Below are 24,259 nucleotides of genomic sequence, written 5' to 3' on the forward strand. Positions count from 1 at the left end.
TCGTACAAAAGAACGGGAACACTCCGGAAAAACCAGCTTCTTGGTGGCTGGGAGGGCCTCATCGCGAGCAGGCTCACTCCTACATGGGGATCGGGGTGATCACACCCTTTGTGGGCGACACACCTGTACTGTAGGAGCGAGCTTGCTCGCGATGGCGTCATCACTCACACCATCAATTTCAGCCACCAACCGCATATTTAGTCGCAACCCAACCCCGGTGTTTTCGGCCCAAAGCTGCCCGCCCTGACGCTGCACCGCATTCCTGGCAATGCTCAATCCCAAGCCAAACCCGCCATCCCCCGGTCGCGAACCGTCTAGCCGAGTAAACGGCGAAAAGATCCGTTCAAGATCCGCCTCGGCCACCCCACCGCCCTGATCTTCCAGCCACACATGCCAGAAATCGCCATCGCGCTGCCCACCGAGACTTACAACGCCGCCCTCGGACGAATGACGAATAGCGTTGCGCAGGATGTTTTCAAGTGCCTGCGCCAGGGTGTTGAGGTTGCCGCGAACCCAGCAGGTCGAGTCCACCGTGCAGCGCAATTGACTGACCGGCCAACCGCTTTCGTAGCAGGCGTTTTCCGTGAGCATTTCCCACAGAGCCTGAATCTGGATCGCCTCATCGGGCAGCGGTGATCGCTCGGTGTCGAGCCAGGCCAGTTGCAACGTGTCTTCCACCAGACGCTGCATGCCATCGACTTCCCGGCCAATGCGCTCACGCAACGCTGTCAGCTCCTGCTCGCTTTCGCTGGCCACCCGCAAGCGGCTCAGCGGCGTGCGCAGTTCGTGGGAAAGGTCGCGCAACAATTGTTGCTGCAGGGCCACCGTGCTTTGCAGGCGCTCGGACATGTGATCGAAGGCCCTGCCCAGCTCACCGAGTTCATCCGAACGATTGGTGGTGCTGCTCGACAAGCGCACATTCAACTGGTCGGCGCGCCAGGCGTTGGCCTGTTCACGCAGACTGTTCAACGGCACCACCAGCAGTCGATACAGGCCGACACACAGCAGCAAGGTAAACAGCCCTGGAATCACCCCGTTGGTAATCACGCGCCAGAAGGTCCTGTAACGCCCGGGCAAGAACCGCTGGGGCAGTTCGATCACCAGATTGCCGACGCTTGGATCACTGGGAAACGGTATGCGCAGCCAAGGTCGGCCTTGCTTGTGAATAGGCCAATCGAGGCCACGCAGAAAGGTCAGACGCTCGATTTCCTTGCCCGTCAGTGGCTGATTGCTCAATGTCTGCAAATCACCGCCAATGACACCAACCCAGCCCTTTTCGCGTTCCTGCATCCCCTGCAGCCAACGATCGACGCCGTCACTTTGTCCCTGGCGCCACGCCTGTTCAGCCTCGACGGCATAGCCCGCCAGGGTGCGTCGGGCCTCATCGGACAGAAACTGGTTGCGCTGCTCCATGTACCGGCCCCACGACCAGCTCAGCCAGATCATCAGCAAACAGAACGCCACCAGCAAACACGCCAGTTTCCAGAACAGTGAGTGCCGCCCCGGCAGGTCAGACCACTTCATCGGCCGCACTCAATACGTAGCCTTTGCCCCACACCGTTCGCACTTCGCGCGCGGTGTAGCCGATACCTTTGAGCTTGCGGCGAATCTGGCTGACGTGCATGTCGAGACTGCGGTCATGGGCCGCGTAGCCGCGTTGCAGTACGTGTTGATAAAGGAAGGCTTTGCTCAGTACTTCATCACCGCTGCGGTTAAGCGTTTCCAGCAATCGATACTCGCTGCGGGTGAGGCCGGCGGCGTGTTTGCCATGAAAAACTTCGCACAGCTCATCGTCAAAACGCAGGCCGCCCGTCTCGCTTTCAACCGCTGACGGCACCGGTGGCGGTCGACGGTCGAGCGCCACCCGGCGCAGGATCGCTTCGATGCGCACACGCAATTCGGCCATGCTGAAGGGTTTCGGCAAGTAATCATCGGCGCCCAGGCGAAAACCGCTGATACGATCCTCTTCGGCGCCCAGCGCGGACATCAGCACCACAGGCGTGGAGTGGCTCTGGCGTAACTGCGTCAATACATTGAGCCCGTCGAGGCCCGGCAACAGAATATCCATCAACACCACATCGAAGGCCTGCTGACGCGCGATGGCCAGACCTTCCTGGCCGTTCTGGCACCAGGTCACCTGAAAGCCGCAACGGCCCAAATGCTCATGCACATACGCCCCGAGCACCAGGTCGTCTTCGATGGAAAGGATTCGGGGGTGGCCGATAGAGATGGGAGTCATGAGTATCTGCAAATAATTCTCAGTTGATGATTATTCAAGATTGCCCATCGATGGGCAACCCAAGGTTTGCCTTTGAGGCAAAAGCCGCCCGCCAGCCGACGAATGACGACATCAATTTTACGAAGATTGCCTGCCTGCAAATCGCTACACTGCCCGGGTGGCGCGTACCGGACGTACACGCAGGTCAATCAATCGCTGGATGCAGGAGAGATGCGTGCTCACGAAACTGGGAATTAAAGGCCGCGTGCTGTTGCTGACCCTGTTGCCAACCACTCTGATGGCATTGGTCCTGGGCGGCTATTTCACCTGGATGCAGCAATCCGACCTGCAAACCCAACTGTTGCAGCGCGGCGAAATGATTGCCGAACAACTGGCGCCCCTGGTGGCTCCGGCCATGAGTCACAAGGACAGTGAACTGCTGGAGCGCATTGCCACCCAGGCGCTGGAAACCGCGGACGTGCGCGCAGTGACGTTCCTCGCCCCTGACCGCACGTCGCTCGCCCATGCCGGCCCGACCATGCTCAACAGCGCACCGTTGGGCACCGGTTCGCAGATGCTGCGCCGCAGCGGCAATGATGCGACGCGCTACTTGCTGCCGGTGTTCGGCAAACACCGCAACCTGGCCGGCGACTTGATCCCCGAAGAAGCCGATCGCCTGCTGGGCTGGGTCGAAATCGAGTTATCCCACAACGGCATGTTGTTACGCGGCTACCGCAGCCTGTTCGCCAGCCTGCTGATGATTGCCGCAGGCCTGGCCGGCGCGGCGCTGCTGGCCCTGCGGATGGGCCGGACCATCAACCGGCCGATCAGCCAGATCAAACTGGCGGTGGCGCAACTCAAGGACGGGCATCTGGAAACCCGCCTGCCGCCGCTCGGCAGCCAGGAACTGGATGAACTGGCCTCCGGCATCAACCGCATGGCCGGCACATTGCAAAACGCTCAGGAAGAATTGCAGCACAGCGTCGACCAGGCCACCGAAGACGTGCGCCAGAATCTGGAAACCATCGAGATCCAGAACATCGAGCTGGACCTGGCGCGCAAGGAAGCCCTGGAAGCAAGCCGGATCAAATCCGAGTTCCTGGCCAACATGAGCCATGAAATCCGCACGCCGCTCAACGGCATTCTCGGCTTCACGCACTTGCTGCAAAAAAGCGAACTGACGCCGCGCCAGCTCGACTACCTGGGCACCATCGAAAAATCCGCCGACAGCCTGTTGGGGATCATCAACGAAATCCTCGACTTCTCGAAAATCGAGGCCGGCAAACTGGTGCTCGACAATATTCCGTTCAACCTGCGCGACCTGCTCCAGGACACCCTGACCATTCTCGCCCCGGCGGCCCATGCCAAACAGCTGGAACTGGTGAGCCTGGTGTATCGCGACACGCCGCTGTCGCTGGTCGGCGATCCGCTGCGACTCAAACAGATCCTCACTAACCTGGTGAGCAACGCGATCAAGTTCACCCGCGAAGGCACCATCGTGGCCCGCGCCATGCTTGAAGAAGAGCATGAAGACAGCGTGCAACTGCGCATCAGCATTCAGGACACCGGCATCGGCCTGTCGAACCAGGACGTGCGCGCACTGTTCCAGGCCTTCAGCCAGGCCGATAATTCGTTGTCCCGGCAACCCGGCGGCACGGGCCTGGGGTTGGTAATTTCCAAGCGACTGATCGAACAGATGGGTGGCGAAATTGGCGTCGACAGCACACCGGGTGAAGGTTCGGAATTCTGGATCAGCCTGAGCCTGCCCAAGACTCGCGATGACGCCGAAGACCTGCCTGCCGCGCCCCTGCTCGGGCGTCGGGTGGCCGTGCTGGAAAACCATGAACTGGCCCGGCAGGCGTTGCAGCACCAACTGGAAGACTGCGGCCTGAGCGTAACGCCGTTCAACACCCTGGAAAGCCTGGCCAATGGCGTGACCGGCGCGCACCAGACCGATCAGGCCATCGACCTGGCGGTACTTGGCATCACCAGCAACGACATGCCACCGGAGCGACTGAACCAGCACATCTGGGACCTCGAACACCTGGGCTGCAAAGTCCTGGTGCTGTGCCCGACCACCGAGCAGACGCTGTTCCATCTCTCGGTGCCGAACCCGCACAGTCAGCTTCAGGCCAAACCGGCCTGCACCCGCAAACTGCGTCGTGCCTTGTCCGATCTGGTCAACCCGCGCCAGCAGCGCAGCGAACCCGGCGAACCGGTGTCGAGTCGTGCGCCGAAGGTGCTGTGCGTCGACGACAACCCGGCCAACCTGCTGTTGGTGCAAACCCTGCTCGAAGACATGGGCGCCAAGGTATTGGCCGTGGACAGCGGTTACGCGGCGGTCAAGTCCGTGCAGACCGAAACCTTCGACCTGGTGTTGATGGACGTGCAAATGCCCGGCATGGACGGGCGCCAAAGCACCGAAGCGATTCGTCAGTGGGAAAGTGAACGGCATTGCACACCGCTGCCGATCGTGGCCCTCACCGCTCACGCCATGGCCAATGAAAAACGTGCGCTGCTGCAAAGCGGCATGGACGATTACCTGACCAAGCCCATCAGCGAGCGGCAACTGGCGCAAGTGGTGCTGAAGTGGACAGGCCTGGCATTGCGCAACCACGGGCCGGAACGTTCCAGCGATAGCCACGGCAGCGCACATGACTTGCAGGTACTCGACCCCGAAGAAGGTTTGCGCCTGGCGGCGGGTAAGGCGGATCTGGCGGCGGACATGCTTGCGATGTTGCTGGCCTCGCTTGAAGCCGACCGCGAGGCCATTCGCATTGCCCGGGACAGCAACGACCAGACGGCATTGATCGAGCGTGTCCATCGCCTGCACGGGGCCACCCGTTACTGTGGCGTCCCGCAACTGCGCGCCGCCTGCCAGCGCAGTGAAACACTGCTCAAGCAACAGGACCCGAAAGCGCCCGGCGCACTGGAGGAGCTCGAACGAGCGATCAATCGCTTGGCCGCTCACGCCCGGATCAATGCCTGACACAGCGCAATGGCGCCGATCACCATCGGCGCTAAGCTGGCCCGTGTAGCAGCTGCCGAAGGCTGCGTCCGGCGGCGCAGCCGTCGTAAAATCAGGCACTGCGCTCTTTCAGGGAAACCGCGTTTGCCGGATTTACGACGGCTGCGCCGCCGGACGCAGGCTTCGCCAGCTGCTACCTACAGCATGAGTTAAATGGAGGATTGCATGCGCACGATACTTTTCAGCAGCCAGACTTACGACCGTGACAGCTTTCTGGGCGCCGACCTGCCCGCCGGAATCGAGCTGCACTTTCAATCAGCGCGGCTGAGCCTGGATACCGTGGCGCTGGCAGACGCGCACGAGGTGGTCTGCGCCTTCATCAATGACGACCTCAGCGCCCCGGTGCTTGAACGTCTTGCCGCGGGCGGTACGCGCCTGATCGCCCTGCGTTCGGCCGGTTACAACCATGTCGATCTGCCTGCGGCCAAACGCCTGGGCCTTACGATCGTGCGTGTCCCGGCCTACTCCCCACACGCCGTGGCCGAACACGCAGTGGCGCTGATCCTGGCACTCAACCGCCGCTTGCACCGAGCCTACAACCGCACCCGCGAAGGCGACTTCAGCCTGCACGGGCTGACCGGCTTCGATCTGGTGGGCAAGACCGTCGGCGTGGTCGGCACCGGGCAGATCGGCGCGACGTTCGCCAAGATCATGAATGGTTTCGGCTGCCAGTTGCTGGCCTATGACCCCTACCCCAACCCGCAAGTCGAAGCCCTGGGCGCGCGTTATCTGAGTTTGCCGCAGCTGCTGGCCGAGTCGCAGATCATCAGCCTGCATTGCCCACTCAACGAGCAGAGCAAACACCTGATCAATCGCGAGTCACTGGCACACATGCAACCCGGCGCGATGCTGATCAACACCGGGCGTGGTGGCCTGGTGGACACGCCGGCGCTGATTGACGCGTTAAAGGACGGCCAATTGGGCTATCTGGGGCTGGATGTGTATGAAGAAGAGGCGCAGCTGTTTTTCGAGGATCGCTCGGACCTCCCGTTGCAGGATGATGTGCTGGCGCGGCTGCTGACCTTTCCGAACGTGATCATCACCGCGCACCAGGCCTTCCTGACCCGTGAAGCCCTGGGCGCGATTGCTGCGACGACCCTGCAGAACATCGCAACCTGGGCTGCCGGTGCGCCGCAGAATCGGGTCGAGGGCTGACCGGGTCAGGCCTTCGACAACAGGATCATCAACGCCAGCCAGCCGAAACCCAGCAGGCGCTGCCCGAGGGAATGCCCGCGGCGCAGCAGGAACCAGACAAAAAACGGCGGCAGAAAGAAAATCATCAGTTTCAGCCACAGCTCTACCGGACGTGTCCCATCGAGTGCCGGTGTCGGTGCGGATGCCGGCGACTGAACGTCGGCTTCGACCGCGGTTTTGCGCTTACGCCCGAACGCGGCCGGGGTCACCCGGGCCACTTTCTCGTCCGTCGGTAAACGCCCGAACGAAAGAGGCGCCTGCACAGGCGTTGCCGTCGAAGTGGCCGCTTGCACCGTTGCCGCGGGTGCACCGCAATGAATGCAAGCAGGCGCCGTGGAGCTGATGCTCTGCTTGCACTCATAACATTCGATTAACGCCATGTCCGTTCCTTAGAGATGCAAAAGCGGCAGTGTGCCATGAGTCGGCAAGTCATTTGAACCTGATCGAAGGTCATCTACCCGCGCCATGCTGCGTGCAGGCCCGTGATAGCATACCGCGCATATTTGGAGGACCCATGGTCGAACACGATTTCCGCTACACCCTGATGAGCCCGCAACACACCCTTACCGAATGCCGCGCCCTGGTGCCGGGGCGTTATCAAGTCACCGGCAACGGCGGCTCGATCCGGATTGGCGATGTGCTGGTAGTCACCCTTAAAGGCAGCAAGGACTTGTCCATGCGCCTGACCGTCGAAACTGTTCGTCACTTGATCAACCCGCCGGGCCAATGGGTCGCGGTGAGCAGTGGTCCGGTGTTCGGCGAGTTGGGGATCCACACGTGGGAAGTCAATTGCGACAGTTGCGCCAAGGCACTGAGCTTCGAGTTCGCGGTCGACGCCAAGCTCGGCAACAAGGCTGAAAAGCCCGCTGCCACCGCGCGGATTGCCGAATTGGGCTGGGCCACCGTTAGCGACAAACACCTGTGCCCGAAATGCCAGGAGCCTGTGTGATGAAACGCCTCGCCCTGACCACTATGGTCGGTGCCAGCCTGCTGGGCTGCGCCGCCGAGCCGGTGCAACTGCAACAAAATCGTAGCTACATTCTGGAATGGATCGGCGATCGTCCGTTGATCGACTACAGCCACCTGACCATTACCCTGGGTGACGACGGTCGGGCCTATGGCAATGGCGGCTGCAACCATTGGTTCGCGCCGTATACCCTGGATGGCGACAATCTGACCTTCGGCAAAATCGGCAGCACCCGCAAACTCTGCGCACCCGCGCTCATGGAGCAGGAAAAGCGCTTCCTGGAGGCGCTGGAAGGTGTGCAACGCTGGGATATTTCACCGATCGACCAGATGCGCTTCTGGCCGGCGGAAGGAAAGCCGCTGCGTTTGTGGCTCGAAGAGGGTTGATCCCCCGCTGATGATCGCTCCCATGCTCTGCGTGGGAACTATCAAGGTGAGGATTGAAGACGACGCAGCTCCCTGTAGCAGCTGGCGCAGCCTGCGTCTGGCTGCGAAGCTGCCGTGAAATCAGGCTATGCGGTCATACAGAACGACTGCATTTTCAGGGTTTACGACTGCTGCGCAGCCGGACGCAGGCTGCGCCAGCTGCTACAAATCGCGTTACGGCTAGTTCTTCGCCTGCAACGCCTCCAGCTTGGCCATCACCCCCGCCGCGGTCTGCTCGCCCATCAGTTGTTCACGCACCTTGCCTTTGTTATCGATGATGTACGTCACCGGCAAGGCTTCACTGCGCGGCAATTCAAAAAGATCGGCCGGGTCTGAAGCCAGTACCGTGAACTTGATGCCCAGTTTCTCGCTGGCGCTCTTCAGCTCTTCACCCTGCACGTTGTCGAAATTGACCCCGAACACGCCGATCTTCTTGTCCTTCAATTGATCGGCCAAGGCGTTCAACTGCGGAATCTCGGTGCGGCAAGGGCCACACCATTCAGCCCAGTAATTAAGCACCAGCCATTTGCCATCCAGGCGATTGGCAGCAACCTTGTGACCGTCCTGGTCAATACCATAGTCATTGCCGCAGCCCCCCAGCATCAACGCCCCGAAAATCGCCAATGCCGCTGCCAGTCGCCTTGTCATGTCGTGATCCTTGTTCAAAATTGAATGCGCCTGCGACCCATCGCCTCGCAAGGTTCTGGATTACGCGCTGCCCAGTTAGAATAGCCGCCACCTTACGCAAGAAGCGACCCGCACATGACCGATCTGACGCTTTATCACAACCCGCGCTGCTCGAAATCCCGCGGTGCGCTCGAATTGCTCGAAGCTCGTGGCCTGACGCCGACCGTGGTCCGTTACCTGGAAACCCCGCTGGACGCCGCACAAATCCAGAGTCTGCTGGGCAAGCTGGGCATCAGTGCCCGGCAATTGCTGCGCACGGGCGAAGACGAATACAAGACCCTGAACCTCGCTGACGCCAGCCTGAGCGAAGCACAAGTGATCGCGGCCATCGCGGCTCATCCGAAACTCATGGAGCGACCGATTCTCGAAGTCGGCGACAAAGCCATCATCGGCCGGCCGCCGGAGAACGTGCTGGAGTTGCTACCGTGAGTGCACCGTACATTCTGGTTCTGTATTACAGCCGCAGCGGCTCGACCAATGAAATGGCCCGCCAGATTGCCCGTGGCGTCGAGCAGTCCGGAATGGAAGCGCGCCTGCGCACCGTGCCGGCGATTTCCACTGAATGCGAAGCCGTGTCGCCAGACATCCCGGACGAAGGCGCGCTGTACGCCAGCCTCGACGACCTGAAGAACTGCGCGGGCCTGGCCATGGGCAGCCCGACCCGTTTCGGCAACATGGCGGCACCGCTCAAGTACTTTCTCGACGGCACCAGCAACCTGTGGCTGACCGGTGCGCTGGTGGGCAAACCGGCTGGCGTGTTCACCTCCACAGCCAGCCTGCACGGCGGCCAGGAAACCACTCTGCTGTCGATGATGTTGCCACTGCTGCACCACGGCATGCTGATCACCGGCCTGCCTTACAGCGAGTCGGCCTTGCTGGAAACCCGTGGTGGCGGCACGCCCTACGGCGCCAGCCATCACGCCGGGGCCGATGGCAAAAGTGGTTTGAACGAACACGAAGTCGCGCTGTGCCGGGCCTTGGGCCTGCGCTTGGCGAAGACTGCGCAAAAGCTGGGGAACTGACGTGGCCAAGAAGCCGAAGATTCTGCCCTCCATCGAATGGCTTGAACCGCGGGTTCGGGCAATGCGCGCCGTCAGCTTGCTGTGCTTTTTCGGTCTGGTCGGGCTGTTGTGCGCCTACTATCTGGTGTTTGCCGATCTGCATGGCGCACGGCCGTGGGTAATTCTGCTGATCGAATTGGTGCCGCTGCTGCTGTTGGCACCTGGGATGCTGATCGGTAGCCCGCGCGGGCATTCGTGGATGTGTTTTGTGGTGAACCTGTATTTCATCAAAGGCGCATTGGCGGCGTATGACCCCAACCGGCAGCTGTTCGGATTACTGGAAATGGGCGCGAGCCTGGCAGTGTTCTGTTCGGCGTTGCTGTATGTGCGGTGGCGGTTTCAGCTCAATCGCAAGCTTGCGGGCGAAGGTGAGATTTCCGTCGCCTGACCTGACGCCATCGCGGGCAAGCCCGCTCCCACAGGGTTTACGCGGTCCGTGTGGGAGCGGGCTTGCCCGCGATGGGTTCAACTCGGTGTCAATGATTCACTGTGTAAGCCAGCATCATTGAAATCTGGCTCATCGGCCGGCCGCCACTTTCTTCATGCCACTGGTTAAACACGCCCTGCACTGTCGCCAGGTCGCGCAAACTGGTCGGCACCTTGTCGACGATTTTCTGTGCATTCAACGCTGCGACCACATCGTAGCTCGGCACAAACGTGTCCTTGCCGACCATGCGCAAGAAGCGTGGCGCCGACAGCCCGCCCAATTGGTGGCCGCGCTTTTTCAGGGTCGTCCACAACCCGACGATATCGGTCACGGGCCAATCGGCGAGCAACGCGCCGAAGCTGCCGTGCTCCTGCGCCACGTCCAGAATGAACTGCGCATTGCGCGGCACACTCTTGAGCTTGCCCAAATGGCGGATGATCCGCGCGTCCTGCATCAAGCGTTCGAGGTGTTCGGCGCTCATCAGCACGACTTTTTCCGGGTCGAACTTGAAGAACACTTCTTCGAAGGCCGGCCACTTGGCGTCCACCAGACTGTGCTTGAGCCCGGCGCGAAACACACGCAGCGCCATGGTCGAGAGGTAACGGTCGTCGCTGATCTTGCGTAACTGTGCCGGGGTTTTCGGAACGGGCAGATGGGCTTCCAGTTCAGCTGCCGAGCCGAAACGGTTCAGACAGTATTCGTGCAGCCACTTGTAGTCGCGCATGCCCTCTCCTAAAGAATGAAATGAAAACGGCGCCCGCAAGCGCCGTGTGTCAGAGCTATTGCAACTGTCAGAGGTTCACCACATTGACGAAGCGCGAAGCCGCCGTCTCATCGATCTTGAGGCTGGTGAAGTCGAACAGGTTGCGGTCCGCCAGTTGCGACGGGATTACGTTTTGCAGGCTGCGGAAAATGCTTTCGGTGCGGCCCGGGGTCTTGCGCTCCCAGTCTTGCAGCATGTCCTTGACCACCTGACGTTGCAGGTTTTCCTGAGAACCGCAGAGGTTGCACGGGATGATCGGGAATTGCTTGAAGTCCGAATAAGCCTGGATGTCTTTTTCGTTGCAGTAGGCCAGCGGGCGGATCACCACGTTGCGGCCATCGTCGGCGCGCAGTTTGGGCGGCATGGCCTTGAGCGAGCCGTTGAAGAACATGTTCAGGAAGAACGTCTCGACGATGTCGTCACGGTGATGACCGAGGGCCATTTTGGTCGCGCCGATTTCATCGGCAAACGTGTAGAGCGTACCGCGACGCAGGCGCGAGCACAGCGAGCAGGTGGTCTTGCCTTCCGGGATCAACTCCTTGACCACCGAGTAGGTGTCTTTCTCGACGATGTGGTACTCGATGCCCAGCTCTTTGAGGTAGGCCGGCAGCACGTGCTCCGGGAAACCTGGCTGCTTCTGGTCCATGTTCACGGCTACGATCTCGAACTTGATCGGTGCGACCTTCTGCAAGTGCATCAGCACATCGAGCAGGGTGTAGCTGTCCTTGCCACCAGACAGGCAGACCATGACCTTGTCGCCGTCTTCAATCATGTTGAAATCGGCAACAGCCTCGCCGGCCTGGCGGCGAAGGCGCTTTTGCAGTTTGTTCTGGTTGACCGTAAGAGTGCCCATGACGCGAAATCCGTGAGGTGTGACGAAAGGCCGGCATTTTACGCAAAAACACATCAGGGGCGAAGTGCCCACCGTCTCCTGTAGGGATCTGCGTGCACAGACCCGTCGGCGATTAACAGAGATCTTTACAGCGCGATTTGCTCTAAGCCCCTATCACCTGTGCGGTTAAGTCCTTTCTATACTGCGACATAAGGTCGCATTTAAATCCAGACCTTTACTTACGTGGCCACTTTGGCCGGTAGGCGCTCCACTGGGGGGCGACGGTAAAAACAAGAGGAGTGACTGGCATGATCCATCACGTAGTGGGGCTCTTCACCCACCCCGACCAGGAATGGAAAGAAATCCGTGGCGACCAAGAGGAAAGTATCAGCCACATGTACCTGACCCACACGCTGATTCTGGCGGCGATCCCCGCCGTGTCGGCGTTTATCGGCACCACGCAGGTCGGCTGGGTGATTGGCAGCCGTGCACCGGTGATGTTGACGCAAGAAAGCGCGCTATGGATGACGATCATGTCGTACGTGGCGATGCTCGGTGGTGTTGCAGTGATGGGCGCGTTCATCCACTGGATGGCTCGCACCTATGACGCCAACCCGAGCCTGGCCCGTTGCGTTGCGTTTGCAACCTACACCGCGACCCCGCTGTTCGTTGGCGGTCTGGCGGCGCTGTACCCACACATGTGGTTGGGGATGGTCGTCGGGACGGCTGCCATCTGCTACACGGTGTACCTGTTGTATGTGGGGCTACCCACTTTCATGAACATTCCAACAGACGAGGGCTTTCTTTTTTCAAGTTCGGTGCTTGCGGTAGGCCTGGTGGTGCTCGTAGCCATCATGGCGTTCACAGTCATTGTCTGGGGACTCGGCGTGGGGCCGGTCTATACGAATTAAAAACTCTGCACCCAAAATAACCAGATCTGCCAATACAGGCCGCCGCAAGGCGGCCTTCTAATGTCCAGGGCAGGCGGGGCGGCGACCATTCGGCGCCTCGGCGATTCGCAAGCCAACAGGGTTGCGGCATACTCGACGTCTCTGGAGATCCATCAAGCATGCCCGAGCAACTCAATACCCGCGTCGAAGACTGTTACCAACTCGCCGAATCCTTTTTCAAACGAACTTTCAAACGCCCCGTGGTGAGCCTCAAGCTGCGCGGTCAAAAAGCCGGTGTCGCGCATTTGCACGAGAACCTGCTGCGCTTCAACCCGCAACTGTATCGGGAAAACACCGAAGACTTTCTCAAGCAAACCGTGGCCCATGAGGTCGCGCACCTGATCGCTCATCAACTGTTTGGCGACCGCATTGCGCCCCATGGTGAAGAGTGGCAATTGATCATGCGCGGCGTGTACGAACTGCCGCCCAATCGCTGCCACACCTACGACGTCAAACGCCGCAGCGTGACGCGCTACATCTACAAATGCCCGTGCGCGGACAGCGACTTTCCGTTCTCGGCCCAACGCCATGGCCTGGTGCGGCAGGGGCGGCGGTATTTGTGTCGGCGCTGCCGCAGCACCTTGGTGTTCAGTGGGGAGATGCGGGTCGAGTAGTTGGATGATCGTTCCCATGCTCTGCGTGGGAATGCCGCCATGGACGCTCTGCGTCCACTGTGACGCAGAGCGTCACGGGAAGCATTCCCACGCGGAGCATGGGAACGATCTATGCAATGACCTTGGCACGACGCAGTTCTTCGATCCGCTGCGCACTGAACCCCAACTCCCCCAACACCTGATCGGTATGCTGCCCCAGCGTCGCGCCAATGTGCCGAGGCTCTGGCAACCCTTGCGAAAACTTCAACGGGCACGCCATCTGCGCCTGACTCGTCCCGTCCCCGCGCGGCACTTCAGTCACCAAAGCCCGAGCCTGCAACTGCGGATGCAGAACTGCTTCGCTCATGCTCAACACCGGTTCCACACACGCATCCACCCCGGCAAACAGCTCGCACAGTTGAGCAAAGTCATGCTTCTCGAATTCAACCTTCAACTCGTTCTTCAACGCCTGTTGCTGCGCCGGTTTCGCTGACAACCCCTGCGCCGCCAATTCCGGCCGCCCCAGCGCCGTACACAGTTGCTGCATAAACACCGGTTCCAGACTGCCCACCGACAACCAGCGCCCGTCCCGCGAACGGTAATAGTCGTAGAAACTGCCGCCATTGAGCACCTGGTCTTCCCTCCCCGGCTCCACGCCGCAGGCCAGATACCCGGCACCCGCCATCGCGTTCAGACTGAACGCGCAGTCCGTCATGCTCACATCCAGATGCTGGCCTTGCCCGGTCTGCTGCCGGGCGATGACGGCCGCCAGCAGACCGATCACCCCATGCAGCGAACCACCGGCGACATCGGCCACCTGTGCGCCCAACGGCAGCGGCCCACTGTCGGCGCGGCCGGTGTAGCTGGCCAGCCCCGCCAGCGCCAGGTAGTTGATGTCATGGCCGGCGCGGTCCTTGTAGGGGCCGGTCTGGCCATAACCGGTAATCGACACATAAATCAGTTTGGGATTGATCGCCTTCAAGGCTTCATACCCCAACCCCAGGCGCTCCATCACGCCGGGGCGGAACTGCTCCAGCACAATGTCGTGATCGGCCAGCAACTGCTTGATCACCTCCAGCGCCTCGGGCTGCTTGAGGTCCAGCGCCAGACTGCGCTTGTTGCGATTGAGGTAGGCGTGACTGGCGGAAATACCCTGATCGTGAGGCGGCAGTACCCGCAGCAAATCCAGGCGGGTCGGCGATTCGATGCGCAGCACTTCGGCGCCCATGTCCGCCAGCAACAACGAGGCAAACGGCCCCGGCAACAGTGTCGAGAAATCCAGAACCTTGAGTGATGCCAATGGACCGGGCATGAGTGATCTCCGTGAACGATGCCTCCAGACTAGGCAGCCGATGGCATTGCAGCAATCACCCGAAGTGTCAGCAAAGGTGACCGTTGCGCTCAAATCCCAGGCAAGAAAAAACCCGCCGAAGCGGGTTTTTCAGTGCAGCGAGGGTTACTTGACGTTGCTTGGGGTAGGGCCTTCGGCCACGCCCAGGTCATCTTCAGGACGGGTATCAGCGATACCGCGACCGCCAGACGCCAGTTCAGCGTTCATCACGTCGGTGTCCAGTTCTTTAACCCACTTGGCCACGACCAGGGTGGCCACAGCGTTACCCACCAGGTTGGTCAGGGCGCGGGCTTCAGACATGAAGCGGTCGATACCGAGGATCAGCGCCAGGCCGGCAACCGGCAGGTGGCCAACAGCGGACAAGGTCGCCGCCAACACAATGAAGCCACTGCCGGTTACGCCAGCAGCGCCTTTGGAGGACAGCAGCAACACCACCAGCAAGGTGATCTGATGGGTGATGTCCATGTGGGTGTCGGTCGCTTGAGCGATGAACACGGCCGCCATGGTCAGGTAGATCGCCGTACCGTCGAGGTTGAACGAGTAACCGGTCGGGATCACCAGACCCACTACCGACTTCTTCGCGCCCAGACGTTCCATCTTGATCAGCATGCGTGGCAGTACCGATTCCGACGAGGAAGTACCCAGCACAATCAGCAGTTCTTCACGAATGTAGCGAATCACTTTCAGCACGCTGAAACCGTGAGCGCGAGCGATACCGCCCAGCACAACCAGGATGAACAGCACGCAAGTGATGTAGAAGCACGCCATCAACTGACCCAGTTGCACCAGCGAACCCACACCGTAGGCACCGATGGTGAACGCCATGGCACCGAAGGCACCGATTGGCGCGAGCTTCATGATCATGTTGATGATGTTGAACATCACGTGGGCGAAGCGATCGATGAAGTCCAGGATCGGCTTGCCGTAGGCACCCAGGCGATGCAGGGCGAAACCAAAGATCACCGAGAACATCAGCACTTGCAGGATATCGCCCGTGGCGAACGCGCCGACGATGGTCGACGGGATCACATTCAACAGGAAGCCGACGACGCTTTGATCCGCACCCGCGGCGACGTATTGAGCGACTTTGGAAGCATCCAGCGTGGCCACGTCGATGTGCATGCCGTTGCCCGGCTGGACGATGTTGACCACCAGCAGACCGACCAGCAAAGCGATGGTCGAAACGATTTCGAAGTAGAGCAGCGCGTAACCGCCGGTCTTGCCGACCGACTTCATGTTCTGCATGCCCGCAATACCGCTGACGACGGTGCAGAAGATGATCGGGGCGATGATCATTTTGATCAGTTTGATGAACCCGTCACCCAGTGGTTTAACCGCCACACCAACTTGTGGGTAGAAGTGACCGAGCGCGATACCGATAACAATTGCAACGATCACCTGGAAATACAGGGATTTGTACAGTGGCTGACGAGTCGTCATTGCAAAGTTCCTCAAGAGTGCCCGGTGACAACATCCATCTGTTGTCCACGACACCTGAATTGCGAACCCTCCTGCTTCTGGAGGGATTTGTTTTCGAGCTGCGCGAAGGCAAGCTTCTGCTCGTTGTATCGCAAGGCCCGTGCCACCTTCACAAAATCACCGGCAAGCCTTTTGACATCAAGGGTTGCAGGTTTGTCGTGGTCATCCATCGGCTCGCACAATGTGGCGGGTTTCCGCCCATCGGCCAAACCTCGTCCTACAATTTGGCGGATATCCGCCTTGTCCGTTGCCAGCCACCACGGCTACCATCCGTCGCTCAATGGACGGACTTGCCTGCTTATGCGCGAACGCACCATCGCCAGTCATTTCGCCCGCGCCGCCCTCGGTGGCGCGCGCCGGCTGGGTGTCGACTGTTCAGACCTGTTACAGCAACTGGGCATCAGCCTCGAGTTGCTGGACGAGCCACGTGCGCGACTTGCGCCTGAACAATTCACCCGATTGATCCAGGGTTTGTGGCAGGCCCTGGACGACGAATACCTGGGATTCGGGCCCGCTCCGAGCAAAACCGGGAGCTTCGCGATGATGTGCCATGCGGTGATCCACTGCCGCAATCTGGAAAAAGCGCTGCATCGCGGCTTATTGTTTTATAGCTTATTCCCCGGCAGTCCGCGTCTGAGCCTGACCCATGAAGGCGACCTGATCCGCCTGTGCCTCGATGATTCGAAGCTCCAGGACCCGGACCATTTTCTCACCGAAAGCCAACTGTTGGTCTGGCATCGGCTGGGCAGCTGGATGATCGGCCAACGCATTCGCCTGGAGCAGGCGACCTTCAGTTACCCGAGGCCCGAGCACGGCGCGGAATACGACTTGTTGTTCTCTTGCCCACTCGAATTTTCTGCGACCCAGAGCAGCCTGCTGTTTCACAGTCGCTACCTGAACATGCCGCTGTTGCAGGACGAACGGACGCTCAAACATTTCCTCGAACACTCCCCCGCCGACCTGCTCTCGCGCCCGGATGACGGCGACAGCCTGAGCAGCCAGTTGCGCCGCTTGCTCAGCCGCGACAGCGCACGCTGGCCGGACCTCGACGCCGTGGCCGCGCATATGCACATCAGCCCGCAGACGTTGCGCCGGCACTTGCGTGAGGAAGGCACGAGTTTTCAGGAATTGAAGGACCAGCTAAGGCGCGACATTGCGATTTATCACTTGGGGCGCGCGGATTTATCGTTGCAGCAGATTGCTGAACAGTTGGGGTTTTCAGAACCGTCGGCGTTTCACCGGGCGTTCAAGAAGTGGACGGGGCTGACACCCGGCGCCTATCGCGCGCAGGAGCAGTGAGTGCCAAGCTCAATGCCCCTGTACCTTGGCTTTTGTCCAATGCAATAAGCACCTTCAATCAGCGGCTACCACCGTCACGAAATTGCTTCCCGCATTACAGACATACAGACGCTTGCCATCACGTGTGCAAGATACTCCCCAAGGAGCAACCCCAGATGGAAAGGCGTGAATGATTGCTCCCGAAGCCGTATCCAATATCAGATTGTTGCGCAGTCCCCAACCGCACAGATATAACCGTGAACCCTCGGGATTGAGTGCCGCCGTGTATTGATCAGCTGGGTAGGGGTGGTTGAAGGTACGAACCAATTTCAGGGTGCTGGCCTCCACCTCAAGTAAAGCGAAGGAGGTGTCATTGTACGAAGGAAGATAAAGCCGCAGGCCATCCGGGCTCACGTAAACCTGTCCCCGGTAGTTCGGCATGGCACTGGCACTCAGCCGACGGCCAGTGGCTGGATCCATGGCAACCAGATTCCGATTTTTGTATTCGAGGTAGTAGAAACGCTGTCCATCCGGGCTGATTGCACCACCGCTGGTGTCGCTCCCGGTAGGAAAGGTACTGATGATTTGGTCCAACCCCGTATCGATCACCCTGACTGCCCCGTTGACAGAGCTGACGTAATGAAAAATGACCCGCCTCCCATCCGGGGTCATGACAATCGAGTGCGGAGGCCCTCCAGCCGCGATGCGTTTGATCAACCTGTTCGATCCGGTATCAATGACCAGAATTTCATTCGTCCCATAGGCAGCTCCGTACATTTTGGTTCCATCGGGGGTAAAGACGAAGCCCATAAAAAAGTTTGTGTTGGGGGTGACAATAGTGTCCGTCCGTCGATTGGTCGTGGTGTCGATCACTGATATCGCCCCGACGTGCCCGACATAAACGCGTAACCCGTCCGGGCTGATGCCATTGGCTCTTTGCGTAAGCCCCAGATTGATGTTTCCCACCGGCCCTGTCGCCCTGCCAAACACTTGAGCCGTTGCGGTAAACGAGGTGGCAAGCACATCGCTCCCACGGACCTGCTCATAAAACGCCGACACCCGGCTGTCGAGCAGAACCTTGTCCACAGGCACCTTCAGTTTGTGCGTGAAAGGCAATCGCCCGACGGACTCCTCGGCACTGTGCGTCACCGCAGGCCCGGTTTGCGGCGTACAAGTGTAATTGACCCTGACCACGTCGCCTTCTGCCCAGAGTGGCTTGAACACGTGAACCTGTACGTAGAGAAAGTCTTTCACTTTGCCCAGATCGATGGTGCCAGGATCATCCGCAGAGTCATCAGGGTCTTCACTCAGATCCGGCGCCGTCAGAAAGACACGCTCTGTATCGACATTCGCCTCAATCGTCCGCGACCACCGCCGCTTGTCCGTCGGGTTGTTCACCTGATCGACCACCGTGTAAGAAATTGCAAACCTGGGATTGCTGCCGGCCTGTTCGAACATGGCTCGGGTAATGATTATTTCGTAAGGCTGATCGTCAACCCCGGGTTGCACGTTGAAGTAGAACCGTTCGCGATTGAGTTCCAGGGTAATCCGGTCATAAGCCCTCAGGAACGGGTAGAACAACGTGCACACGACACCGTTGTCCACTTCGTCTTTGCCGATCTGCGGCGGGTCGCCCAACTCCGCCGGCAAGCTAATGAAAAGGTAGGGGTGATCCCCGCTACCTGGCACTCCGTTTTCGCCGGGCAGGTCGCGATGGTAGAGAGCCCACGACTCCGTGGAGGGACCGCTGTTGCCACTGGAGCGCTCCACCTCATAAGTAAAGACGTGCACCCCGTCAGTGAACAATGACTGGTACACGTCGAAATACACCCCATCATTCTGCTCGGCCGGCGCCACCGGTTTACGCTCGAGCAGTTGTGGCTGCGAATCGCCTGGGCCCTGCATATAAAGGGCAATATTGAGATAGAGGCCTCCCTGCGGTGGATCAACCACTGCCAGCACCGCCCCTTCCCGGCTGCCATCGCGCCGTGTGACCACTTTGAAACTGGCCTGCGGCAGCCCCTCGACCGGCACATCGGCAGGCGGTGGCGGAGTGACGATCACGCCGGCGGTAGCTCCGGAAAATTTCAGTGGGTAATTGATGAGAATCTCTGCGTTTGGCTGATCGCTTGTCATCGGACTTGCTCCTTGCTGGACAGGCGTGCAATGCACCTGGACAAAAAGGATCAGACACCCAAGCCTCCTTGCTGACTACTGTAAGAACTAACAGGTCAGCGGCTGTCTCCGACGGACGGTAGTCGAACATGAAGATCAAAGGATCGCAGCCTGCGGCAACTCCCCATTTGGAATGCAATCGCCTGTGAGCTGCCGAAGGCTGCGATCTTTTGATTTTGCTTTTTCTGGCTAGCCTTGTGGATCGAGGTTATCCAGCATCCGGTTCACCGCCAACTCCCCAAGCATCACAACCTGAGCAATCCCCAGCACCGTGTTGCGCTGGGTTCCCTCTACCTGCCCCGCAAATTCATTGAGCATCACACTCGCCGACGCCATGGTTTCACAGGCGCTGACCAGCAGGGTTTCATCATGGGTGTCGACCCCGACGAAGTAGATGGTGCTGGGTTTGCGCGGGGTGTCTTTGGGAATGACCGGTTTGAGGTAGTAATCGAGGGCGCGGTCGGCGGCTTTGTTGAGTTTTTTGGAGTCGGGGGTTTCGTAGGGGGAAACGTCGTCGGTTTCGGGCGGGTTGGGCGTGATCTTGAACATGTGAAGCTCCGTGGTTGGTTGAGCCGCCACGACCTATCGCTAAACAAGTAAAGGTGGCGGCTGTACGCAGGTTAGCGATCCGGGACACAGAAACCCCGGGTAGACCTCGAAGGTCTCCCACGCACAGCCGCCATTACGCGAACTGCAGCTTTGCGTCTGTGTAGGGGATCGGATCGCTAAACCCGATCGCTGATTCGTCAGCGACCCGCAAACGATAGAACCCACGCCCTAGACGCACAAGCCGGCGGATTCTGGCGTAGTCGTAGGCAGCGGCGCAAGGATGTGTAGCCTGAGATAGTGTCTGGAGGTGTCTTTTAAACAGCTCCGTTTATTACAGAGCATCTGTCAGTTTTGTGTTTGATGCTCGGGCCTCATCGCGGGCAAGCCCGCTCCCACAATTAACTTCATCGCTCACAGATAGCGAGCTCACCAAAGATACCTGTGGGAGCGGGCTTGCCCGCGATGGGGCCCGCAATGCCAACCACTAAACCACCGGAAAATGAATCCGGAACGCCGCCCCGCCCATCGGCGAATCCCCCAGCGTCAGCTTCGCGCTGTAGCTCTCGATAATGTCCTTGACCACCGCCAGCCCGATCCCCTGCCCAGGGTGCTGACGGTCCAGCCGCTCGCCGCGTTCGAGAATCCGTGCGCGCTGATCCATCGGCACACCCGGGCCGTCGTCTTCGACGCACAACTCAACGCCGCTCAGGGTTTCACGCACGCTGATGCGCACTTCACCCAGACACAGCCGATACGCGTTTTCCAACAGGTTGCCCATCATTTCCAGCAAGGCGCCTTGCTCGATCGGCACATCACATGGGTCTGGCAGATCGAAAGCGACCCGCACGCGCTTGTCGCGATAGACCTTGTCCAGTGTGTCGCACAGGCTTTTGAGCACCGGTTGCAGGCGCACCTGATGGCGCACCAGACCGCTTTTGCGCAGGCTGGCGCGTTGCAGTTGATAGCTGATTTGTTGGCTCATGCGCTCAATCTGGGTTTGCAGAACCCTGGCCTGTTCGCGGTTTTCCGGGCGCTGGGCCATGTCTTCGCTGACGCCTTGCAGCACGGTCAACGGGGTTTTCAGGCTGTGGGCCAGGTCGTCGAGGGAGTCGCGGTAGCGGCTGCGCTGTTCGCGCTCGCTGTGCAGCAAGCGGTTGAGGGAGCCGGTCAGGCGCAACAGTTCACGCGGGTGCTGTTCGCTGAGGCTTTCACGGGCGCCGCTTTCGATTTCGTCGAGTTCCTGACTGAGCCGGCGCAACGCCTGCAAGCCCCAGGTCAGGCCGATCCACAGCAACGCCAGCAGCACCAACAACGCCGCGCCGAAACCGAGGTAAAGGTTTTCGCGCAGACCTTCGACGGTGGTTTCGTATTCGCTCACCGGTTGCAGGGCGACGATGCTGAACGCAGCGCTTTTGCCGCTGAGCAGTTTGACTTCGACGTCATAGACGAAGAACTCTTGGCCACTGGCCTCGCGGATACGCGCGAACTCATTACCACGTCCGTCGTAACGCGGTTTGTAGTTGATCATCTCCTGCCCGGTGCCCTTCGAACGCCAGACCAGGTGAGCATCGCGGTCAAAGATGTAGCCGAGCAAACGGCTGTCCGTCAGGTTGAAGCGCTCATCCGGCAACTGCTCCGGCATTTGCAGGGTGTTGTTTTCCACCCGTGCGGCGGAAATCAGCGTGTTGACGTCCGACGCCAGACGTTGCTCGATGGAATCTTGCAACGCCAGACTGAACGCGCCCTGCATCGCCGGCAGCAATGCCAGCATGAACAACACCGCCAACAGGGTGGCGGCGAGCATCAACCGGACGCGAAGGGAACGGATCAAGTGCAGCGCTCATTGAAGAGGTAGCCGAGGCCACGCACGGTGTCGATCGGTTTGAAGCCGGCCGGGCCTTCGAGTTTGCGGCGCAGACGGCCGACCAACACTTCGATCACGTTCGGATCGCGCTCGTCGTCATCCGGGTAGAGCTGTTCCATCAAGCGGTCCTTGGCCACCACTTGTTGGTGATGACGCATGAGGTACTCGAGGATCCGGTACTCATACGCGGTCAGCGCCAGCGGCTGATCATCAAGAGAGGCTTGTTTGCGATTGAGGTCCAGCAGCAGTGGCCCGGCAACGATGGTCGACTGGGTGAAACCGCTGGAGCGGCGCAACAAGGCATTCAACCGGGCGTCGAGTTCTTCGAACTGGAACGGCTTGACCACATAGTCATCAGCCCCGGCGGCGAGGCCTTCGACCTTGTCCTGCCAGTTGCCGCGCGCGGTCAGGATCAGGATCGGAAAGGTCTTGCCCCGTGCGCGCAGTTGGCGGATCAAATCGAGCCCGCTCATGCCTGGCAGGCCGAGGTCGATCACCGCCAGGTCATGGTTGAACTGCCCGGTCTGGTACAGCGCCTCTTCGCCATTGGCCACGGACTCGACCACATGGCCACTTTCCGTCAGGCGGGTTTGCAGGTGATGGCGCAACAGCGCTTCATCTTCGACGACCAACAGTTTCATAACGCTCTCCCAGGCAAATCGTTATCTCCAACAGCACAGTTTTCAGTCAGGCCGCAGAACCTGTAGGAGCGGGCTTGCCCGCGATAGCGATCTGGCTGACACATCAATAGTGAATGTGCCGCCGCTATCGCGGGCAAGCCCGCTCCCACAGGGGGTTCGCTTATCTGAAGGCATTGGCACATGCCCACAACCTGTTCAGAAAGCGTAGTTTGCCGACAGGTAAGTCTGGGCGCTGCTGGTCAGGTCCAGCGAACCCTGTTTGCTGCCGCCGCGCTCGCTCATCTCGGTGCTGGCGTTGCTGCGCAGGTAACGGTAACCCAGTTCAACCGAGGTGTTTTGCGAAACCTGTTGCAACACACCGACCTGGCCGCCAATCGCGTAACCGATGTCACTGTCGCGGCTGAAGCCTGGTGACTCCTGCGTCATCTTGGTCAAACCGGCCGTGGCACCGCCAAACAATTTGGTGCTGCCGCCCACCGGGTAGAACAGATCGTAGCTGCCCAGCAGGTTTTCCTGGCGCAGTTTAATGCCATTGTGCGAGCCCGACACGTTGTCGTAAGTGGCGTAGTAGCGGCCCTCGCTGTTTTGCTTGCCCAGACGCACACCATAAGTGGTGTCCTTGCCGATCACGCCGTCGGCGTTCGGATGGTTGAGGTTGTCGTTCAGGGCGTGGGATTTTTTGACTTTGTCGCTGGTCTGTCCAAGAGTAAGGCTGGCGAAATTATCGTCGGTCGCCATAGCCGCGGTACTGGCGCCCATCACGGCGAAGGCCAGAAGCAGTTTTTTGAAAGTAGTCATTGGGGAGTTTCCTCATGCGCTATTTGCTTTTTGGGTACGGGGCAAGGTTACCCACCCCGCCCTGAACTCCCCCTGAACGCACACTGAACCTGAGCTGAATCAAATCCACCCAGCTGTTTTGCTGACTTTTTGCAGGAGATTCGACCATGCGCGTTTTCCTCGCCCTCGTATTACTGGCCTTGAGCGGGTTCAGCCAAGCCGCCATCAAGACTCAAGAGATTCCCTACCAAAGTGCCGACGGTACAAAACTGATTGGCTACTACGCCTACGACGACGCCATCAAAGGCCCGCGTCCAGGCGTGGTGGTGGTGCACGAATGGTGGGGGCTCAACGACTACACCAAGCGCCGCGCCCGTGATCTGGCCGGCCTGGGTTACAGCGCTCTGGCCATCGACATGTATGGCGATGGCAAGAACACCGAACATCCAAAGGACGCCATGGCCTTCATGCAAGCCGCGTTGAAAGACAGTGCCGCGTCCAGCGCGCGCTTCCAGGCCGGGCTCGATTTGCTGAAGAAACAGCCACAGACCAATCCGGATAAAATCGCCGCCATCGGTTACTGCTTCGGAGGCGGCGTGGTGCTCAATGCAGCTCGTCAGGGCGTGCCACTGGCAGGCGTGGTGAGTTTCCACGGTGCGCTGGCCACCCAGTCACCGGCGATGCCGGGCAATGTGAAGGCAAAAATCCTGGTCGAGCATGGGGCGATGGACAGCATGGTCACGCCGGATAACGTGGCCGCGTTCAAGGCTGAAATGGACAAGGCCGGCGCCGACTACACGTTCGTCAGCCTTGAGGGCGCCAAGCATGGGTTCAGTAATCCTGATGCGGATCGTCTGAGCCACGGCGATCATGGCGGGCCGGACATCGGCTACAGCAAGGCGGCGGATGAACAGTCCTGGGCGGATATGCAGGCGTTTTTCAAAAAAATCTTCAGTTAGTAACGCGATGATCGTTCCCGCGGTTCGCGTGGGAACGATCA

25 protein-coding genes are annotated in these 24,259 nt (G+C 59.7%); 11 read left to right on the forward strand and 14 right to left on the reverse strand.

What is annotated here, in order from left to right; all coding sequences use genetic code 11:
* Positions 1-99: 99 nt before the first annotated feature.
* Both AB4N76_RS06385 and AB4N76_RS06390 read right to left on the reverse strand, forming a co-directional pair.
* Positions 100-1,524: a sensor histidine kinase gene (locus AB4N76_RS06385; RefSeq protein WP_046031624.1), complete on the reverse strand. Its 1,425-nt coding sequence runs from the start codon at positions 1,522-1,524 to the stop codon at positions 100-102.
* Positions 1,511-2,239, reverse strand: a complete 729-nt coding sequence (locus AB4N76_RS06390) for a response regulator transcription factor (protein ID WP_046031623.1) — start codon at positions 2,237-2,239, stop codon at positions 1,511-1,513. Before AB4N76_RS06390 ends, AB4N76_RS06385 begins: the two co-directional genes overlap by 14 nt.
* Before the next feature lie 214 nt (positions 2,240-2,453).
* Here AB4N76_RS06390 and AB4N76_RS06395 point away from each other — a divergent pair, with 214 nt between their 5' ends.
* Both AB4N76_RS06395 and AB4N76_RS06400 read left to right on the forward strand, forming a co-directional pair.
* Complete coding sequence (locus AB4N76_RS06395; protein WP_077431471.1) at positions 2,454-5,207, forward strand: response regulator; 2,754 nt, start codon at positions 2,454-2,456, stop codon at positions 5,205-5,207.
* A 204-nt stretch (positions 5,208-5,411) separates the two neighbouring features.
* On the forward strand, positions 5,412-6,401 hold the full coding sequence (locus tag AB4N76_RS06400; protein ID WP_046031621.1) for a 2-hydroxyacid dehydrogenase: 990 nt from the start codon (positions 5,412-5,414) through the stop codon (positions 6,399-6,401).
* A gap of 5 nt (positions 6,402-6,406) precedes the next feature.
* Here the strand turns inward: AB4N76_RS06400 and AB4N76_RS06405 are convergent, their stop codons facing one another.
* Positions 6,407-6,820 (reverse strand): hypothetical protein, encoded by a 414-nt coding sequence (locus AB4N76_RS06405; RefSeq protein ID WP_046031620.1) that lies wholly within the window; start codon positions 6,818-6,820, stop codon positions 6,407-6,409.
* Between the two features lie 134 nt (positions 6,821-6,954).
* Here AB4N76_RS06405 and AB4N76_RS06410 point away from each other — a divergent pair, with 134 nt between their 5' ends.
* The gene (locus AB4N76_RS06410; protein WP_046031619.1) at positions 6,955-7,389 is read left to right on the forward strand and encodes a hypothetical protein; all 435 of its coding nucleotides are present in this window, start codon (positions 6,955-6,957) and stop codon (positions 7,387-7,389) included.
* Positions 7,389-7,793 carry an META domain-containing protein gene (locus AB4N76_RS06415; RefSeq protein ID WP_046031618.1) on the forward strand — a complete coding sequence of 135 codons (405 nt, stop codon included), beginning with the start codon at positions 7,389-7,391 and terminating at the stop codon, positions 7,791-7,793. The genes AB4N76_RS06410 and AB4N76_RS06415 overlap by 1 nt, the downstream gene beginning before the upstream one ends.
* Before the next feature lie 219 nt (positions 7,794-8,012).
* On the opposite strand, the gene AB4N76_RS06420 is transcribed toward AB4N76_RS06415, so the two are convergent.
* A complete protein-coding gene (locus AB4N76_RS06420) occupies positions 8,013-8,480 on the reverse strand; it encodes a TlpA disulfide reductase family protein (RefSeq protein WP_077431469.1) in 468 nt (155 codons plus the stop codon).
* Positions 8,481-8,594: 114 nt separating this feature from the next.
* Between AB4N76_RS06420 and arsC the strand changes: the two genes are divergently transcribed.
* Genes arsC through AB4N76_RS06435 form a run of 3 tightly spaced genes read left to right on the forward strand, consistent with a single transcriptional unit; the run spans position 8,595 to position 9,968 of the window.
* Positions 8,595-8,948 carry an arsenate reductase (glutaredoxin) gene (gene arsC / locus AB4N76_RS06425; protein ID WP_046031616.1) on the forward strand — a complete coding sequence of 118 codons (354 nt, stop codon included), beginning with the start codon at positions 8,595-8,597 and terminating at the stop codon, positions 8,946-8,948.
* Positions 8,945-9,541, forward strand: coding sequence for an NAD(P)H:quinone oxidoreductase (wrbA, locus tag AB4N76_RS06430; protein ID WP_046031615.1), 597 nt, complete (start codon positions 8,945-8,947; stop codon positions 9,539-9,541). The genes arsC and wrbA overlap by 4 nt, the downstream gene beginning before the upstream one ends.
* A 1-nt stretch (position 9,542) precedes the next feature.
* Complete coding sequence (locus AB4N76_RS06435) at positions 9,543-9,968, forward strand: DUF2069 domain-containing protein (RefSeq protein WP_046031614.1); 426 nt, start codon at positions 9,543-9,545, stop codon at positions 9,966-9,968.
* Positions 9,969-10,056: 88 nt separating this feature from the next.
* Here AB4N76_RS06435 and AB4N76_RS06440 read toward each other — a convergent pair whose 3' ends face one another.
* Together AB4N76_RS06440 and ttcA are read right to left on the reverse strand one after the other, a co-directional pair.
* Positions 10,057-10,731 carry a DNA-3-methyladenine glycosylase I gene (locus AB4N76_RS06440; protein WP_046031613.1) on the reverse strand — a complete coding sequence of 225 codons (675 nt, stop codon included), beginning with the start codon at positions 10,729-10,731 and terminating at the stop codon, positions 10,057-10,059.
* 67 nt (positions 10,732-10,798) lie between these two features.
* Positions 10,799-11,623: a tRNA 2-thiocytidine(32) synthetase TtcA gene (gene ttcA, locus AB4N76_RS06445; protein ID WP_077431467.1), complete on the reverse strand. Its 825-nt coding sequence runs from the start codon at positions 11,621-11,623 to the stop codon at positions 10,799-10,801.
* Between the two features lie 287 nt (positions 11,624-11,910).
* On the opposite strand from ttcA, the gene AB4N76_RS06450 reads away from it, so the two are divergent.
* Together AB4N76_RS06450 and AB4N76_RS06455 are read left to right on the forward strand one after the other, a co-directional pair.
* Positions 11,911-12,513 (forward strand): Yip1 family protein, encoded by a 603-nt coding sequence (locus tag AB4N76_RS06450; protein WP_046031572.1) that lies wholly within the window; start codon positions 11,911-11,913, stop codon positions 12,511-12,513.
* 158 nt (positions 12,514-12,671) lie between these two features.
* Positions 12,672-13,166 (forward strand): SprT family zinc-dependent metalloprotease, encoded by a 495-nt coding sequence (locus tag AB4N76_RS06455; protein WP_046031571.1) that lies wholly within the window; start codon positions 12,672-12,674, stop codon positions 13,164-13,166.
* A 109-nt stretch (positions 13,167-13,275) separates the two neighbouring features.
* Here the strand turns inward: AB4N76_RS06455 and AB4N76_RS06460 are convergent, their stop codons facing one another.
* From AB4N76_RS06460 to AB4N76_RS06470, 3 genes are all read right to left on the reverse strand, one after another.
* Positions 13,276-14,457: a CaiB/BaiF CoA transferase family protein gene (locus AB4N76_RS06460; protein WP_460164278.1), complete on the reverse strand. Its 1,182-nt coding sequence runs from the start codon at positions 14,455-14,457 to the stop codon at positions 13,276-13,278.
* A 144-nt stretch (positions 14,458-14,601) separates the two neighbouring features.
* Positions 14,602-15,936 carry a dicarboxylate/amino acid:cation symporter gene (locus AB4N76_RS06465; RefSeq protein WP_046031569.1) on the reverse strand — a complete coding sequence of 445 codons (1,335 nt, stop codon included), beginning with the start codon at positions 15,934-15,936 and terminating at the stop codon, positions 14,602-14,604.
* An 11-nt stretch (positions 15,937-15,947) separates the two neighbouring features.
* Entirely contained in the window at positions 15,948-16,145 is a 198-nt protein-coding gene (locus AB4N76_RS06470; protein WP_046031568.1) for a hypothetical protein, read from the reverse strand.
* 130 nt (positions 16,146-16,275) lie between these two features.
* Between AB4N76_RS06470 and AB4N76_RS06475 the strand changes: the two genes are divergently transcribed.
* Positions 16,276-17,274, forward strand: coding sequence for an AraC family transcriptional regulator (locus tag AB4N76_RS06475; protein WP_046031567.1), 999 nt, complete (start codon positions 16,276-16,278; stop codon positions 17,272-17,274).
* A 54-nt stretch (positions 17,275-17,328) separates the two neighbouring features.
* Here AB4N76_RS06475 and AB4N76_RS06480 read toward each other — a convergent pair whose 3' ends face one another.
* The 5 genes from AB4N76_RS06480 to AB4N76_RS06500 all read right to left on the reverse strand — a co-directional run bounded on the left by AB4N76_RS06480 (position 17,329) and on the right by AB4N76_RS06500 (position 23,280).
* On the reverse strand, positions 17,329-19,389 hold the full coding sequence (locus tag AB4N76_RS06480) for a YncE family protein (protein ID WP_175648980.1): 2,061 nt from the start codon (positions 19,387-19,389) through the stop codon (positions 17,329-17,331).
* 228 nt (positions 19,390-19,617) lie between these two features.
* Complete coding sequence (locus AB4N76_RS06485; protein WP_046031566.1) at positions 19,618-19,977, reverse strand: DUF6124 family protein; 360 nt, start codon at positions 19,975-19,977, stop codon at positions 19,618-19,620.
* Between the two features lie 484 nt (positions 19,978-20,461).
* Entirely contained in the window at positions 20,462-21,808 is a 1,347-nt protein-coding gene (locus AB4N76_RS06490) for an ATP-binding protein (protein ID WP_046031565.1), read from the reverse strand.
* Positions 21,805-22,482, reverse strand: coding sequence for a response regulator transcription factor (locus tag AB4N76_RS06495; protein ID WP_046031564.1), 678 nt, complete (start codon positions 22,480-22,482; stop codon positions 21,805-21,807). The genes AB4N76_RS06490 and AB4N76_RS06495 overlap by 4 nt, the downstream gene beginning before the upstream one ends.
* A 195-nt stretch (positions 22,483-22,677) precedes the next feature.
* A complete protein-coding gene (locus tag AB4N76_RS06500) occupies positions 22,678-23,280 on the reverse strand; it encodes a membrane protein (RefSeq protein WP_046031563.1) in 603 nt (200 codons plus the stop codon).
* Between the two features lie 146 nt (positions 23,281-23,426).
* Between AB4N76_RS06500 and AB4N76_RS06505 the strand changes: the two genes are divergently transcribed.
* On the forward strand, positions 23,427-24,218 hold the full coding sequence (locus AB4N76_RS06505) for a dienelactone hydrolase family protein (protein ID WP_460164279.1): 792 nt from the start codon (positions 23,427-23,429) through the stop codon (positions 24,216-24,218).
* Positions 24,219-24,259: the final 41 nt, after the last annotated feature.

This window comes from Pseudomonas sp. S2_F03, assembly GCF_054668335.1.